The organism is Rubritalea squalenifaciens DSM 18772 (genome assembly GCF_900141815.1).
In the GTDB taxonomy this organism is placed as follows: domain Bacteria; phylum Verrucomicrobiota; class Verrucomicrobiia; order Verrucomicrobiales; family Akkermansiaceae; genus Rubritalea; species Rubritalea squalenifaciens.
In genome coordinates, this window is sequence record NZ_FQYR01000002.1 from 534,774 (window position 1) to 550,087 (window position 15,314).

Annotated in this window: 12 protein-coding genes; 7 read left to right on the forward strand and 5 right to left on the reverse strand. The window is 56.1% G+C overall.

The window, feature by feature from the left end:
* Positions 1-2: 2 nt before the first annotated feature.
* The 3 genes from BUB27_RS02585 to BUB27_RS19020 form a co-directional block, all read right to left on the reverse strand.
* Complete coding sequence (locus BUB27_RS02585; protein ID WP_143157981.1) at positions 3-446, reverse strand: hypothetical protein; 444 nt, start codon at positions 444-446, stop codon at positions 3-5.
* A 44-nt stretch (positions 447-490) separates the two neighbouring features.
* Positions 491-2,431 carry an FAD-dependent oxidoreductase gene (locus tag BUB27_RS02590; protein WP_143157982.1) on the reverse strand — a complete coding sequence of 647 codons (1,941 nt, stop codon included), beginning with the start codon at positions 2,429-2,431 and terminating at the stop codon, positions 491-493.
* 131 nt (positions 2,432-2,562) lie between these two features.
* Positions 2,563-3,282, reverse strand: coding sequence for a DNRLRE domain-containing protein (locus tag BUB27_RS19020; RefSeq protein ID WP_200797044.1), 720 nt, complete (start codon positions 3,280-3,282; stop codon positions 2,563-2,565).
* 138 nt (positions 3,283-3,420) lie between these two features.
* On the opposite strand from BUB27_RS19020, the gene BUB27_RS02600 reads away from it, so the two are divergent.
* From BUB27_RS02600 to BUB27_RS02620, 5 genes are all read left to right on the forward strand, one after another.
* The gene (locus BUB27_RS02600; protein WP_143157983.1) at positions 3,421-3,972 is read left to right on the forward strand and encodes an RNA polymerase sigma factor; all 552 of its coding nucleotides are present in this window, start codon (positions 3,421-3,423) and stop codon (positions 3,970-3,972) included.
* The gene (locus BUB27_RS02605; RefSeq protein WP_159434760.1) at positions 3,969-5,561 is read left to right on the forward strand and encodes a LamG-like jellyroll fold domain-containing protein; all 1,593 of its coding nucleotides are present in this window, start codon (positions 3,969-3,971) and stop codon (positions 5,559-5,561) included. The genes BUB27_RS02600 and BUB27_RS02605 overlap by 4 nt, the downstream gene beginning before the upstream one ends.
* Before the next feature lie 306 nt (positions 5,562-5,867).
* Positions 5,868-6,434, forward strand: a complete 567-nt coding sequence (locus BUB27_RS02610; RefSeq protein WP_159434761.1) for a hypothetical protein — start codon at positions 5,868-5,870, stop codon at positions 6,432-6,434.
* Between the two features lie 456 nt (positions 6,435-6,890).
* The gene (locus BUB27_RS02615) at positions 6,891-10,085 is read left to right on the forward strand and encodes a S41 family peptidase (RefSeq protein ID WP_143157986.1); all 3,195 of its coding nucleotides are present in this window, start codon (positions 6,891-6,893) and stop codon (positions 10,083-10,085) included.
* A 62-nt stretch (positions 10,086-10,147) separates the two neighbouring features.
* Positions 10,148-10,480 carry a hypothetical protein gene (locus BUB27_RS02620; RefSeq protein WP_143157987.1) on the forward strand — a complete coding sequence of 111 codons (333 nt, stop codon included), beginning with the start codon at positions 10,148-10,150 and terminating at the stop codon, positions 10,478-10,480.
* Positions 10,481-10,611: 131 nt separating this feature from the next.
* Here the strand turns inward: BUB27_RS02620 and BUB27_RS02625 are convergent, their stop codons facing one another.
* Both BUB27_RS02625 and BUB27_RS02630 read right to left on the reverse strand, forming a co-directional pair.
* Entirely contained in the window at positions 10,612-12,912 is a 2,301-nt protein-coding gene (locus tag BUB27_RS02625; RefSeq protein ID WP_143157988.1) for an alkaline phosphatase D family protein, read from the reverse strand.
* Between the two features lie 387 nt (positions 12,913-13,299).
* Positions 13,300-13,737, reverse strand: a complete 438-nt coding sequence (locus BUB27_RS02630) for a hypothetical protein (protein ID WP_143157989.1) — start codon at positions 13,735-13,737, stop codon at positions 13,300-13,302.
* 146 nt (positions 13,738-13,883) lie between these two features.
* Here BUB27_RS02630 and BUB27_RS02635 point away from each other — a divergent pair, with 146 nt between their 5' ends.
* A complete protein-coding gene (locus BUB27_RS02635) occupies positions 13,884-14,228 on the forward strand; it encodes a hypothetical protein (protein ID WP_143157990.1) in 345 nt (114 codons plus the stop codon).
* A 291-nt stretch (positions 14,229-14,519) separates the two neighbouring features.
* On the forward strand, positions 14,520-15,311 hold the full coding sequence (locus BUB27_RS02640; protein ID WP_159434762.1) for a response regulator transcription factor: 792 nt from the start codon (positions 14,520-14,522) through the stop codon (positions 15,309-15,311).
* The last annotated feature ends 3 nt before the right edge of the window (positions 15,312-15,314 follow it).

Consider the following 15,314-nt stretch of genomic DNA (forward strand, 5'->3'; position numbering starts at 1 on the left):
TCTTATGGCTGGAGTGGGGATTTATAGTCAAAGCGCTTGCGTAGGATGGACGCGTCTGAATCGACGGTTGAAGTGCTGCAGGGCGATTTTCCGTCATCATACGAATCCTGGAATACAGCGAGGCAATAGTCCTCATTCAGTCGGTAGGTCATGACGGAGGATGTGTGAATCCCTGAGGAGCTTTGGATGAAATCATAGTAGGCGGCCGGGAAGCCTGAGACTCCCCAATCTGTATGTACAGGAATTAGCTTTTCCGTGTAGTTCTCAGGTTTTGGGTACTTGGTCTGCGCGATCTTTTCCCTCAGCTCTTGTACTGCCTGCCCCGTAAGTTTGAGAGAGTTCGAAGGGTAGACGTATTGCGCCTCCTGTTTCGTGGCGCAGGAAGAAAAGGTGAGGGTGAATGATCCACACAGCAGAAGAAAAAGAAAGCGGGTGCTCCACGACATAGACGTCATTGAAGCACCCGCGAGCCGGCATAAAAGCTTATTTTTCAGGCGCTGCGCTCGCTGCCCGGCTGCTGCATGAGCTTCTTCAGCTCATCCAGATGTTTCTGGTAGATGCCGCGCGGGTTGGCCTGGTGCTTGATGCAGAGGGCGGCCGCCTTGCCCACGGTTTCACCCATCATGCCGGTGGTGCGCATTACGCGGACGGGGCCCAGCCCGTCCTTGGAGACGGAGATGTCCCGGCCAGCCATGAAGAGGTTCTCGATATTGCGGGAGTAGAGCGTGCGGTAGGGTGCCCAGTAGGGACCCTTGTAGCTGTATTCCTTGCCCGCGGTGGCTTTGGAAATGAATTCCTGGCCCTTCAGTTCGTCATCGAATTTTTCATGCGGCACGTGGAGGTCGATGTGCCAGGAGCAGGGGAAAGCGGGATCCTCCCATTGCTTGCCCTGGCGGAAGTCATCGGCGGTGAGGACCACGTCTCCCATCAGGCGGCGGGATTCGCGCTTGCCGGCGATGAAGGCAGCCCACTCCAGGCGGTGGTTCGGGTACATGCCGTCCACGTTTTTGAGGGTATCCCAGGCGCCGTACATGGCGCGGAAGTTGAGGTCGCGGATGATCTCGGTATCCTCCACCATGTCCTTGTCGAAGCCGCTTTCCCAGAACCAGCCGCCGAGATTGTTGAGCGGGTTGCTACCGCCCCATTGGCCACGGAAGTTCTTGCGGCCGGGGAAGGGCTTGTCACTGAGATCGATCGCCCAGGGGCAGCGCGGGAAGGGCTGTTCGGTCTTGCCTTCCTGGAAGTCGGCGGTGAGGGCGTCCTTGTCCTTGCACTCGCACTTCAGGACGTTTTCCTCCTTGGCCGCATCCATCGGGCGCCAGAGATTGGTCATGCCCATGTTATTGCCCACGGAGTATTCGTAGTCCGCACCCGCCTGGTAGCCGACCACGGCGTCGCCGGTGCAGTCGGCAAAGAGAGTGCCCTTCACCAGCTTACGCTCGCCCGTGAGCGTGCTCTGGATCACCACGGAGCTGATGCGCTCGCCCTTCTTCTGGGTGGATATGGCCCGGTAGTTGGTGAGCAGGGTGATGTTTGGCTCTTTGGTCACTACCCCCATCTTCTTCTCATCGTCAAAGAACTTGGCGTGCTTGCCATTCATCGAGCCGGTCTTGGGGAGGTCGGTGAGGATTTCCTTCACGATGTCCCCGATGTGTGTGTAAGGCTTTTGATTGATGTGACCCTCCGGCCAGACGCGTACCTCAGAGCTGGCATTGCCGCCGAGGACCGGGCGGTCCTGGATCAGGGCTACCTTGACTCCATGGCGCGCAGCGGAGATGGCAGCGCACACGCCGGCCAGGCCCGCACCTACGACAACGAATTCATACTCTCCTCCATCGGCTGGTGTGTCTGAAAGACCCAGCAGCTTACGGCGGAACTTCTCCAGCGCCTTCACATCATTGGTCGGCGTGAAGCTGGTGTCCTTGCAGAAGAGGATAGCCTCGCAGCGGCCTTCGAATCCTGTCAGGTCGTGCAGGGAGACGGTGGTGTCTTTGTCGGAAATGTCTACGGTGCCGCCATCGTGCCAGTGCCACTCGGCATTCTTGGTACCAAAGGTTTCTTTCACAGGCTTTCCGTCCAGCAAGACCTGGAACTTGCCCGGTGCGCCCGGTGCCTTCCACGGCGCTACCCAGTCGCGGGTGCGCACCCAGATCCGGTATTTGCCTGTACTCGGGAAGGTGGCTTTGGTGGTGGCGTCATTGACGGGACGGCCCAGACCATGAGCCAGCAGATAGGGCGATCCCATCTGGTCCATGGACTGCTGGTCCAGCTCCCAACCGCCGTGATCGGTGAAACCTTCTGCTTCGAGGAAGACAAAGGAACCGTCCGATGGAGTATTTTTCCCGAAGGCACGGCTGGAGGCGAGCAGGCCGAGAGCGGTGGCTCCCGCGTGCCCGAGAAACTGGCGTCTGGAATAGTGAGATGTTTGCATGGTGTTCATGGTACTTACGGTCCAAGTGTCCTGACTGCAGGAAAGTAACACAGGAATCTTCCGGAAAAGGCACAAAAAAGCCACCGCCCCAGGCGGTGGCTTGCACACAATGAATGAAAAGATTTTGCTGGCTAGCGGCGGCGTCTGAGGATCAGGCCAAGACCTGCCAGACCGAGCAGGGCGCTGGAACTCGGCTCAGGAACGGCGGTGGCATCGATCACCACGGAGCCCAGGCCATCTCCTTGAACCGCGCCGTCATCACTACGAATGAAGCCGTTGTTTGTCACCGTGGCGAGGTCAGAGGAGGCGCGGAACATGACCGTGCTGTCGCCATTGTCGTAGATGGTTTGCAGGTAGTTCGTGAATTCAGGGCTCGAGGTGAAGACGAAGCTTCCTTCGGCGTCAGTATTGGAAATTGTCAGGGTCGCAAGAATGGTGCCTAGAGTGCCGCCAGACGTGGTATCACTGCCGCTTCCGGTAGGGTTGTTCCAGGTGGCGGTCGCGGCGTCGAAGTCGAAGTCGTAGGCGCGCAGCTCGATGGTGGTGGTAGAGTCGATGCCTGAATATTTCATGGCATCACCCAGGTCGAAGGAGACGCTGTTGATTGTCGCGCCGCTGGCTCCATAGGTGCTGTAGAGATCGCTCAGGTCAAAGCGGTAGAGGGTGACGAACTCACCGGTGGCGCCCTGGCCGCCGATTAGGTTGCGATGGCTGCCTTCTTGGCTTGTCGTCGCAGCGGACTCGCGCAGCATGACGTCATCCGCCGCAGTGTGGCTGATGGTGATCGCGGCTTGGGTGCTGAGTGTACTGGTGAGTAGCGCTATTGTGTATAGTGTAGAGTGTGTGTTCATGGTTTAGAGTTTTTGAGATAGCAGGGCATAGAAGCGTGCACCTGTGCTGGTGGGGTGTCTCCTTCTCGGAGAAGTAACACACAAAGTTAAAATAAATGTGATATCGTGACGTATCCATGACACTCATGGACAAGGAGTATGGACGCGCAGCAGGAACAGCAGTGGATCGAGCAAAGCCGCCGGGGAGACCTGCAGGCTTTCGAGGGGCTTGTGCGCCTGCATCAATCCTGGCTGAGGGGGTGGCTGCGCGGTCAACTAAGCGACTGGAGCGCTGCCGATGACTTGGCCCAGGATACATTCGTGACAGCCTTCCGGCAGATCAGGCAGTTTCGCGGTGAAGGTTCGTTCCCGGCCTGGCTGAGAGGTATCGCTCATAATCACCTGCGGAATTTCATCCGTAAGAAACGGGAGCTGCTGATGGACGGGGAGACTGATCTGGAAGTCCTGCTGCATGAGGTAAATGAGGAGGAAACGGAGCACGTGGCGCTGGATGCCCTGAAGGATTGCCTGGATAAGGTGGAGGGAGGTGCGAAGAATTTATTAGAGTTGCGCTACGTGCACGGACACACCGTGCGGGAAATTTCCGCGACCACAGGGAAGGGCTATTCGGCCCTGACCATGAAATTACACCGCTTGCGCGATAGTCTGCGCGAATGTGTCGAAAGTCAGTTAGAAGGAGGCAAGGCATGATGTCTAAGGAAGAAATGAACAAGTTGCTCGCACTTTATCTGGAGGGTGTAGCTACGGAGGAGGAAGAGAGAGAGCTGTTAGCTTGTCTGCAGCAGCACCCGGAATGGCAGCAGGAGGCACGGCGTCAGATGGCTGTACATGGCCAGCTCAGTGTCCTGATGCAGGATGAGCTCAGTGAGGAAAAATTTGTGGGAGGCATCATGCAGGCTGTGGAGAAAGAGGATGTAGATCAGTTCACGGAAGAGGTGCGCCAGAAAATCCAGCGTGGTCAGTGGCTGAGGCGTGCACTCGCCGTTGCGGCAGTCATTGCGATTTCCCTGACCGCACTCGTGCTGCTGCAGCCTGAGAGTGTCACTCAGTCAGGTGGATCTAACATGGCCAGCGTTGTTCGAGCTGATGGAGTAGAGTGGGCTGGCAGTCAGATCGAGAGCGGGGCTGTCCTTGGCGAGGGGGGAACCGTCAAAATTTCCAAAGGTTTGCTAGAAATGGATCTCGCTGGGCAAGGCCGTCTGATCGTGGAAGGTCCGGCGCATCTGGAATTCCCAGAGGATGGCAAGGCGGTGCTGCACCATGGCCGTGTGGTGATGCGTGCCACCAAGCAGGGCATCGGCTACCGGATAGAAACTCCGCTGGGTAGCGTGGTGGATCTGGGGACGGAATTTGGTGTTTCCGTGGAGGAAAATGGTGTGGTGGAGACGCACGTGATCGATGGCTCCGTGGAAGCCTTTGCCAAGGGAGGCAAGGGCGGGGTGAAGCTTTTAAAGAATGACGCCATGCGCTTCGGCCAGGATGGTGGCGAGAAGATCCAGGCGGACCTAGGGAACTTCTACACGGAGATGCCGCCATCTCACAACGGAGGTGCTGGCTACATCCATTGGTCCTTTGATGAAGGGGAGGGAATCACCGCTCACTCCAAAGGTAAGCTGGCCAAGGAAGCTCCTGGTCAGGGAGGGATGACGCTCAAGGTGGAGGACGAGGGCAGCCTGCCACAGTGGAGCGAAGGCGTCTCTAGTTCGGCACTTAGCTTCGATGGCAAGGGAGCCTACGGGGAGAGCTCCTACCGTGGTATCGGCGGAGGCAAACCAAGGTCGGTTTGTTTCTGGGTGAAGGTGCCTAAAGATCTGAAAATCAGCGAGGGCTACGGTCTTGTTTCCTGGGGCATTCATAATGTGGAAGGCAAAGCCTGGCAGATCGCCGTCAATCCTCAGCCCGAGCAAGGCCCGGTGGGTAGGCTGCGCCTCGGCCTCTTCGGTGGTCAGGTGGTAGGCTCTACCGATTTACGTGATGGTCAGTGGCACCATGTGGCGGTGGTACTCTACGGTGGCACCCGCCCAGACGTGGGCACCCATGTCTTGCTCTATCTCGATGGTAAACAGGAAAAAGTCTCCCGCCGCGCCCTGCAGGAAGTCCTCACCGATGTGGATAGCCCGGATCACGGACTCTGGGTGGGCCGTAACATGGCCTACTTCGGCAATGGCCAAGGCATGACCGGGCACCGCTTCTTCCGCGGCTCGCTCGATGAGCTCTACATCTTCGACTACGCCCTCAGCGCCGCAGAGGTGCAGGCGCTGATGAAGGAGAGGCAATAGATCACTGGGTAGGTGGGCAGCTGATAGAGCTGTCTTGAAGCTGGACACCCCGGTGTTTTTTGCGAAGGATGGCTCGCGTGTGCATCGGCCGTTTTGGTGAGAGACGTCTATGCTGCTCACAAAAACAAGAAATCTAACAGTCTAGTGATGTTTGCCAAATATTTCATGACCGCCGCCCTGCTGGGTCTCAGTGTCTGTGCCCAGGCTCAAGCCGAGGAAAAATACGTGCTCTATAAAAAAGGATCCTCACTCCCAGTGGGTACAAAGATAGTGACTAAGACGCGGGTGAATACTGAGAATATGAAGATGAAGTTAGCAGATAAAATAGATAACGGAGGCTCGATACTTACTCAGGATTTGAGTGAGGCTTTGCAGCTGGGTAAAGATCGAATTCAGTTAGAAGTCAAGGAGAGCGCGACTGTTACAAAAATGAAAATTGGAGGAAAGGTACTTCCTGAGCAGAAGAAACAAGGTGAGCTTTTAAAGATCAAGCTTTTGGGTGTCAGGAAAGATGGGAAATGGGATTTTAAACCGGCTAATGCTTCCCTGCAGTTATCTCCAAAACAGCAACAACAATTAGGAAACGTTAGTTTTGGGTTTGTGTTGAATGATTGTTATAGTGAAGTCCCGAGGTCTGTGGGTGAGACTTGGGATGATGGCCATGGGTATTTGAAATTGCTCACAGGTGTTGATCAGGGTCTGCAAGGTGAAAACAAGGTGACCTTTGATGAAGTTGTTGACTATCAGGGGCAGCAGTGTGCCGTTCTCACTAGGAAGTTTCATGTCACCGTACGTCTGGATCAAGGCTACAGCATGAAGATGACAGGTGAGGAAACGACCATTCGCTCCCTGAGCCAGTTCTTCGATTTGTAAAAGGAGATGACGCTTCTGATGGAAAATAAATCTGAGGATGAAGCAGATGGGATACATATAATCATACCGGCAACGCGAACGCTTGAGCACACCATCACCTTGCCCAAAGAAGGCGAATAAAAAAATCTCAGAAAAAATCCTCCCTTTAGACAAGCCCCCGTACAGGCGGCGCTGAATCTATAGGTCAGGTTAACCCTCCAGTTTTCATTGAGGGTACTGGGGCCGTCTGGGGTGGGTTTTCCGGGCGGTCCCGCTTTTTTTAGCGCTTTGAGGGCTAGGGGTGATACGGGGCTCCCCAGTGAGCGACTAAGTGGGGTATTAAAGGGACAGCTGTTTGTGTGCTGCAATAAGTTGACAATGAGTCAGTCGTGATGATATACCAACAGGGTGTCTTTTTGTTTGAATGCCCCCTCGAAGTTCTCAATAAGCCGATTGGGAAAGCCGTGTCTGATAGGAATGCTTGGATGGCTCCTGCCTCAAGTAGGTCTCTCTGATGAGAGTGAAAACCGTGCCAAGTGGTTGCGCTATCCAGCCGTGTCGCCAGATGGTGCGAACATCGCATTTTGTTATCGAGGTCAGATATGGCTGGTTCCTGCGGCAGGAGGTTATGCGACTCCCTTGACCAGTGGACTGTTCTACAGTTCGCACCCGGTTTGGTCACCCGATGGCAAGCGGGTAGCTTTCGCAGCCAAGCGGCATGGGAATTTTGATGTCTTTGTGGTCCCGGTTGATGGTGGCCAGTCCGTAAGGTTGACCTGGCATAGTGCGGATGATGTGCCGGTAAGTTTCTCGGTGGACGGGGCACAGGTGCAGTATCTATCACCACGCTTAGGCGAGGTGAAGGCGACTGCGCATGATTCCTTGCGGGGGCTGAGTCCGGTGGTGAAGCAAGTCTATGGTGTACCTGTGAGTGGGGGGCGGCCACGCATTATTTCCCCGGTACCTATGCTTAATCTGGCCTGGAACCAGGCCGGGGACAAACTGCTCTATGAGAATGAGCCGTGCACCCTGGAGAACATGTGGCGGAAGCACCAGGACTCATCAGCGGCCAGAGATATTTGTCTGTTTGATCCAGCGAGTGGAACCTATGAGCAACTGACGCAGTGGAAGGGAGATGATAGAGATCCCCAGTGGAGTGCAGATGGGAAGTCCATGTTCTGGCTGAGTGAGCGTAGCGGCTCTCTGAATATCTGGAGCAGAGAGCTTCAGGGGGGGGAGCCTGTGCAGGTGAGCCGCCACCAGAAATGGCCGGTACGATTTCTCTCTTCGGCGAGCGACGGGACTTTGGTGTATGCCTGGAATGGTGAAATCTGGCGCATCCCTGCTGGCTCTCAAGAAGGCGAGGTAGTGCCCGTGTTCATCCGTCAGTCAAGTTTGGTGGACGGGGTGAGCGTGAAGGATGTCACGCCGGAGGTGAATGAATTTGTGATTTCCAAGGATGGCTCCCAGGCTGCTTTGGTCGCGCATGGCGAGGTGTTTGTCCTCTCTATGAAAGGGGATGGTGTGCGCCGTATCACGAATACGCCGCAGATGGAGCGCATGGTCGACTTTGCGCCCGATGGCCGGGGACTGGCCTATGCTTCAGAGCGCGGAGGTGATTGGGATATTATCGAGGCCAGCTTGACCCAAGAGGGGGATGCCAGCTTTGCAGGTGCTGCTCCATATGAGGAAAAGGTACTCATTGGAGGCGGTGGAGACAGCTATGCGCCTGAGTACTCGCCTCAAGGGGACAAGCTAGCTTATCTAGAGTCCAGAACGGAGCTCAGGGTGTTTGATAAAAAGTCTGGAAACTCGGCGGTGGCACAGAGTGGAGACAAGACCTATTCCTACAATGATGGAGATGTGCTCTTCAAATGGGCCCCAGATGGCCGATGGCTGATTACTCAGACAGGCTTTGGCGATGAGGTGAGTCTCGTTAGTGCCGAGAGTGGAAAAGAGTCTGTTAATCTGAGTAACAACGGTTTTGCTGACGGCAACCCGAAGATGAGTGCTGATGGGAAGATAGCCCTTTGGGTGAGTGACCGTGAGGGCTTGAAGTCAGTCACTTTCGGTGGCGCCCAGCAGGATATTTATGCCGCCTTCCTGACGAAGAAGAGCTTGGACCTTTATAAACAAGGAATTGAGGAAGATCAGAAAAAGCCATCGGAGGTGAGCTCCCAGCAAGAGGCGGTCTTGCCAGAAGTGGATGGACTCTCTACGCGGACCATCCGTCTGACTCCCTTTTCCAGTGAGATCGCTTTCTACCAGCTTACGCCGAATAATAAGCACCTGATTGTCGTGGCGAACCAGCCTAACGGGATGGCGGTTTGCTATGTGATCGATGCTCGTACTCTGGCTATGAGAACCTTGTTCAGTGGGCCAGTCTTGCCGGGAGGAGCCTATGCTACGGATGGCGAAGTCAAGGGAGTCTATGTCTGTAGTGGAGGTGCCGTACATCGCTATGATGTAACAAGCGGGGCCAAGCAATCCGTGCCTTACAGGCTGGAGATGATGCGTGACGCCCGCGCAGAAGTCGCAGGTTTGTTTGAGCATTGCTGGCGCATTACCGAGCAGACCTTTTACCAGAAGGAAATGCATGGAGTAAACTGGAAGGAGGTCGGCGATCACTATCGTCAGTTCCTTCCTCATCTCATCCACTGGGAAGATGTCGCTGTTTTGTTAGATGAAATGGTGGGGGAGCTGAATGCCTCGCACCAGGCGGCCAGATTCCATGCGCCTGCCACGGATATGGATGCCACTGGCTCACTTGGAGTATACTGGGACTACAGTCATGAGGGTGAGGGGATGAAGGTGGCTCATGTTTTAGCCAATGGCCCATCTGATAGGTCTGATGAAGCGATCAAGAAGGGGACCATCATTCTGGAGGTGGATGGTCACCAGCTCGGGAAAGATGAGTCTATCGACAAGCTGTTGAATGGCACTGTAGGTAAAGAGCTGTTAGTCAGAGTGCGCTCAGCATCAGGAGAGAAGAACCTGAAGATGCGTCCGGTGTCACTTGATGTAGAAAACGTGCTCGCCTATGAGAGGTGGGTTTTGGAGAGGCGGGGCATGGTCGACAAATTATCAGGTGGCCGTCTTGGCTATCTGCACCTCAATTTGATGGCTCCGGTCGCTTACAAACGCGCCTACGGTGAGCTGTTTGGCCCGTGTAAAGACAAGGAGGCGGTAATCATTGATGTACGCTCAAATGGGGGAGGAAATCTCCATGACCAGTTGATCACCTTGCTCTCCGGGGAGCATGATAGTTCACTGATCAGCAGGGAGGGAGTCGAAATCGCACGTAACCCCATTGGGCGCTGGACCAAGCCCAGCTGCGTGATGGTGAACGCGAACTCTTACTCAGATGGTACAGTCTTCCCGGTTCTCTATCAGCGTAAGAAGATTGGTCCATTGGTGGGAGAGCGTGTGCCTGGTACGGGCACGGCTGTGGTACGTGACCCGATGATCAACGGATACATGGACTACGGAATTCCAGAGCTTGGGTTCAGGCTAACCGATGGAACATTCTTTGAAAACATGGAGATTGTCCCAGAGGTTTTGGTTCAAAACGACCCCAAGTCGATCATCGAGGGCAAAGACCTTCAGCTGGAAGCGGCCGTGAACACTTTGCTGGAAAAGTTAAAAGAAGCTGGGGCGTCGGCCTCAGAATAGAAACGGCTACTCTGGAGGGTGTGCGTTGCCCTCAAATGTAAAAATCTAACCCCCAAACAAACATGAAAAAAACAATAATCCAAATAATGTCCCTAGCCGGGCTCTTCGCCTTGTCTAGCTGCGAAGTCCAAGAGGGAGCTTATGACAGTCACTCAAACCACAGTGGCCACCATGGTGGTAGTCATCATGATGGCGACCGTAACCATAATAGCCAGACCAGAGTGCCGCGTATTACCGAGCTGAGTAACGGAAATTTCCTGGCGACTTTCGAAGGCGGCGGATCGGCATCCTTCAATAAAGATGGACGGATGATGGCTCAGAATGGCATCAGCCGAAAAGAGGAAGACCTGACTCAGTCTCTGATCAACCTCCGGGTAAGAAATAGAGACCGTTAGGCAGATCAGTACCATTCATTGAGAGTAGTGGAACCGTCAGGAGATCTATCCGGCGGATTCGCTCCTTGTGTGGAGACAAAAAAAGCCGGGCTGGAGTAGCCCGGCTTTTTAAATGTGGTGTGAGAAGGGGATCAGGCGTTGAGGAGGTTCTCGCCGCGGTTTTCCTTCTGGTGGATGGTGACTGGCCATCCTGGGAACTGGTTCTCCTTCTTGCCGTCGGTGGCATCACAGAGGAAGCGGAAGCAGTCCATGGTGTAGGTCTTCTTCTCGGTGTCGATGGTGATCATGCCGAAACCGCTGGCCTTGTTGTGGGCTAGCTCGTAGCGGGTCTTGGCCCCTTCGCGCGGGTTTTTGACCGGGTTGCCGATGGCGTAGACGTAGACCTTGTTGCCGAAGCCGTCGAGGAACTCGCCGGTGTTCGCGTTGTTGTGGTCCGGGCGGTTCTCGTGCTCCATGCCCAGCTCATCAGGCAGCCACCAGCGTGGGTAGCCGGCGGAGATGGCCGGAGTGCAGAAGGACCAGTTAGAGTCACGCTGCTTGTCCACGCCGTACTGGGACAGGGAGGTGAGGTGCTGGTCTCCATTGATGTGCAGCGCCATGGACGGGCGCATCAGATCGATGGCCTTGTTGCGCGCTGTCTGTGGCCAGCCGCCGGAGTCCAGGTCGCCCTTGAGGTAGCCTTTCGGGCTGCCGTGGTGGGTGGCGACGCCGGCAAAGACGGTCTGGGAAAGGAAGACCTTCATGCTGTGGGCGCGCCAGTCCTTGGCCCATTCCTCGACGTATTTTTCCTGGCGCTCGCCGAGCATCTGCAGGCCTGGCTTGTCCAGTTTGCTGGTATCGAAATCCTTGTCCGCCACGTGGTCGTAGCGGGAGCCTTCGGTATTCACGTGCTCTGGTCCGCTCTTCCACTGGCGGTCGGCGATGATGGCGAAGTTGACGCCGCCGTAGACCATGTCTCCGTAGTAGACGGAGATGTCCTGCTTGCAGGGCTTCGGTGAGGCGTAGTCCGGGTGGTGGGAGCAGTTGGTCAGATGCACGGCATTGACCATGCGGGCTGGCTGGCGGTAGCCGCCTCGGCTTGGACCCTTGGCATTCGGGTTGAATGGCGCTCCGCCTTCACCCCAGATGTTGCCGTGGAAGACATCGTGGTCATCCGGCAGGCAGACGGTGGGTGAGTGGCGCATCGGCTCACGGAAGGACCAGCCGAACTGGTAGAACTTGCGCAGGTAGTTGTGAATGGCCGGGATGGCTGGCGTGCGGATGATGCCGAAGCCGCCGTGGTTCTCATAAAGCTGGTCGCCGGAGAAGTAGAGCAGGTCCAGATCCAGCTTGGAGAGGTTCTCTGCCACCGGGGCGTAAGGGAAGCCGTAGTCGTTCTGGCAGGTGAGCGCACCCATGCGCAGTGGTCCGGTCGGGTTGGAGCGGATGGTGCCGGTCCATTCGTGGGCAGTCTCCGTGGAGTCCGTGTGCTGCTCGCGGTAGATCAGGCGGAATGGAGTCTTGGTCTTCTCGTCCCACTTGGGCACGCGGAAGGTCGCGGTCCAGGCGTCGGTATTGAGCTCGGCGCTGCCGAGTTTCTTCCAGGCGCCGTCCTTCTGGACCTCAAGTTCCACCTTCTGGTTGTCCTTCTCACCCATCGGGGCGAGCAGGGCGGTGATCTTCATCACGTAGCCGTCATCGCTGCGGTTGTCGCTGAGCGTGTACATGGACCACATGATCGGGCCGAACTGGCGTTCCGGGTGATGGCTGAAGGCCTCGCCTGAGATCTGCCAGTTACGGAACTGGTAGCCGGCATTGGCTGGGCGGCCTTTGTTGCCTGTGAACTGGCTGACCACAGAGAAGTTTCCAGCCACTTGCTTGGCGGCCACGGTAGCGCTGACGCTTCCGAGGGAGGCGCCGTCATCCGGATTGGAAACAGTAAGGGTGAGTTCCACTTTGTCTCCGCTGGGCTTGCCGGTGAGGGTCAGCTCGTAGTGGGCAGGGATCTTGCCTTCCAGAGTGGTCTCTTTCTTGCCGATGAAGAGGGTCTTGCCCTTCAGGCCGGCTGTCTCGCCGTGGTAGGAGAAGCAGCGCGCGCGGTGGTCATCGATGTCTGCACGGATGCCGAAGCGGAAGCCTGCGCCGTCGTCCTTTTTCAGGCTCTCCGGGCGGCTGACTTCGGTGGAGATGGTAAAGGGCTTGCTGGTATCGCTCAGTTGGTAAAGCAGGGAGTGGATATTGCGGTTCGCGCCGGAGGTCTGGCAGGAGGCCCAGCCGTCCTGGATCAGCCAGTCTTCCATCGGGTTGGTCCAGAACTGGCCGCCGAGGAACAGGCGGTCATGGCTGCGGTCCCAGTGGTCCAGGCGAATGCGTTTGGTCAATGCCTCGGCCCCTTTCAGGTAGGGGGCGCTGTAGCAGGCCGTCAATAACGTGAGAAAATGTCTGCGGTTCATAGTGTGATCTAGAGTACGCTCGGAAATACGCGAATTGTCAATAAGTGTGATTTTTATACTGGTCCTCATACTGGACCCAATAGGTTTCCAGCAATATGACCCCGACACTTGAATGATCCCGGCCGTAGATTTATTAGCCGCAAAAGGTACAAAAAAGAGGCGGACCGGGGGAGGTATCCAGGCTCGCTCAATCACTGTTGGAGGGGTATTACCAAGTCGTCGGAGATGAAATCATTCTTGATCTCTTCGTAGCTGGGGAGCTCAGAGCTGCGGTGATGCCCGATAAACTCATTCTGCGTGCGAACGGTCGGGATTATACCCTCCACAAGCGGCGCGGTGAAATCCTCCGGTCCTCCTTTGAAATCGAGGGGGAATGATCCTCCTGATCTAATTTTTCACGTGGAAGCGGGAGGTCTTGGCGTCCCAGCGGAAGGTGACGCCTCGTTTGTTAGGGACGAGGAAGCGGTAGTCGAGCTTGTCCTCGGAAATCTTCGGTTCGATGTCCGCCGTGCCCTTCAGCACGTCGAGCAGCTTCTCACGCTTCTCTTCGTGAAAGCGCTCGGTCAGCTCTTCGAGCTTTTCATCGCTAAGGATTTTAGTCAGCTCATCAGGGATGGCGTACTTCTTGATGAAGGCCTCGGAGGAGGCGAGGTCTCCCTTCTCTAGCAGCGCGATCATCTTCAGGATCTCCGCGCGGAGGTGGGTCAGGTTGTTCGCCGGGGCTTCCACCGCGGCTTGCTTGGGAGAGGTGTCATCCGAATCCTTGGCCATGCAGAGGGAGCTGAGAAGACTGACAGAGCTGCAAAGTACGACGAGAGTTTTCATAAGCTAGCCCGCATTCAAGCATACTCTTTGAGTGAGGGGAAGTTCTTTGATGGGAGGAGATGGTGTGTTGATGAGAAATGTGCTTGCTCAGGTGGAGGGGCTTGTATGTAGGGTCACTGTTAGTGAAGAGACGCTGTTTTCCTCGTATGACCAAACCACTTTCCAAACAACTGATCCGCGGTGCCTGCCTGTTATTCACGGCCATGGCGTTTTCCTCATGCAGCCAAACCCTGGTGGAAAAACAGGAGGCTGTTAGCGCGCTGGATTCCGGCCGCTGGCGCCAGGTGGCGAAGAAGCCGCCGACCTACTACCCGAAGGGAGTGGCTGAAGATCATCTCACTGGCGCGAGTGATGGTTACTGGGTGTACAGAGGAGACAAGGCGGGTACGCGCTTTTTTATCCCCTCACATGGTGTGCGCGGGCAGAGCGGGGATGCCTTGATCGCAGAGGCGCTGGCGGCTGCCACGCCCGAGCGGAAAAAGAAGATCTAGGAAGCGGAGAAGAAGCTGACGATGCAGGAGCGTGCGGGGCGCGTGGTCAGTGGAGCCCTACTCGTACTAGCGGCTTATGATTGCCCATGGTTTGGCAAGACTGAGACGGGTGAGTAAAGCCCTCGCTCATGCGTGGGCTGATAGCCGGCGATTAGGGAATGGCGCGTAAGTTCAGCCGTGACCTTGCGGATTTTTCTAACGGTGCTTGATTGAAGGGCTTTTACGGGGTGAAAGTCTTTGGGTGTACGAGCGTAGATGTTTATCACTCTGCGAGATACGTCGTTTTCAATCATGTCGGATATCAGAAAATACCTGCAAGGGCCGGATAAGGTCAGGTTAAGCCATGAGCAGTGGGCCTCGCTGAATGAGGTGATTCTGGATATCTCCGCTTCCACGTCGGCAGATGACTTGATGAAAATTGCCGCGGAGGTTCTACCCGGCGTTCTGAAGGCCGACTGGGCAGCCTGGAATGAGCACGATCAAGACATCCAGCTGCAGAAGGTGTACCTGAGCCCCGGCTATCAGGAGAGCGTGGGGGGATTTCAAGACCTCATCAACCACCACATGGAGACCCATCCAGTGGTGCAGGGCATGGGGCTCATCGGCAAGGAGGGGATTTTCAGGCATGTCTGGAACCTGACGGATTTCACCCCGGAGGCTGACCTGCACAAGGTGGCCATCTGGGCAGAGGCCTACCGCCATATGGGGGCGCAGCACCAGCTATCCGCCCAGTTCTGCACGGACGGTCAGAATGGCGTGATACTCACGGTGAACTCGGCCAAGGCCTTTAGCGAGGAACAGCGCATGATGGTCCGCGTGCTGCGCGAGCATTTCGAGCTCGCCTGCCGCAAGCTGGGGATCATGCAGCCGATGCGGGCGGTGGACGGGAGTCTGCCCTCACTGACGATGCGGGAGAGGGAGGTCTTGCTCTACGTGCTGGATGGCAAGACGAACCCGGAGATCTCCATCATCATGGGGATCAGCTCGCGTACAGTGGAGAAGCACGTGGCACGGTTGCTAGGGGAGTTTCAGGTGGAGAACCGTCTCGCTTTGATGGCCATGTTACTCCGGAATGGGAGATAGTGG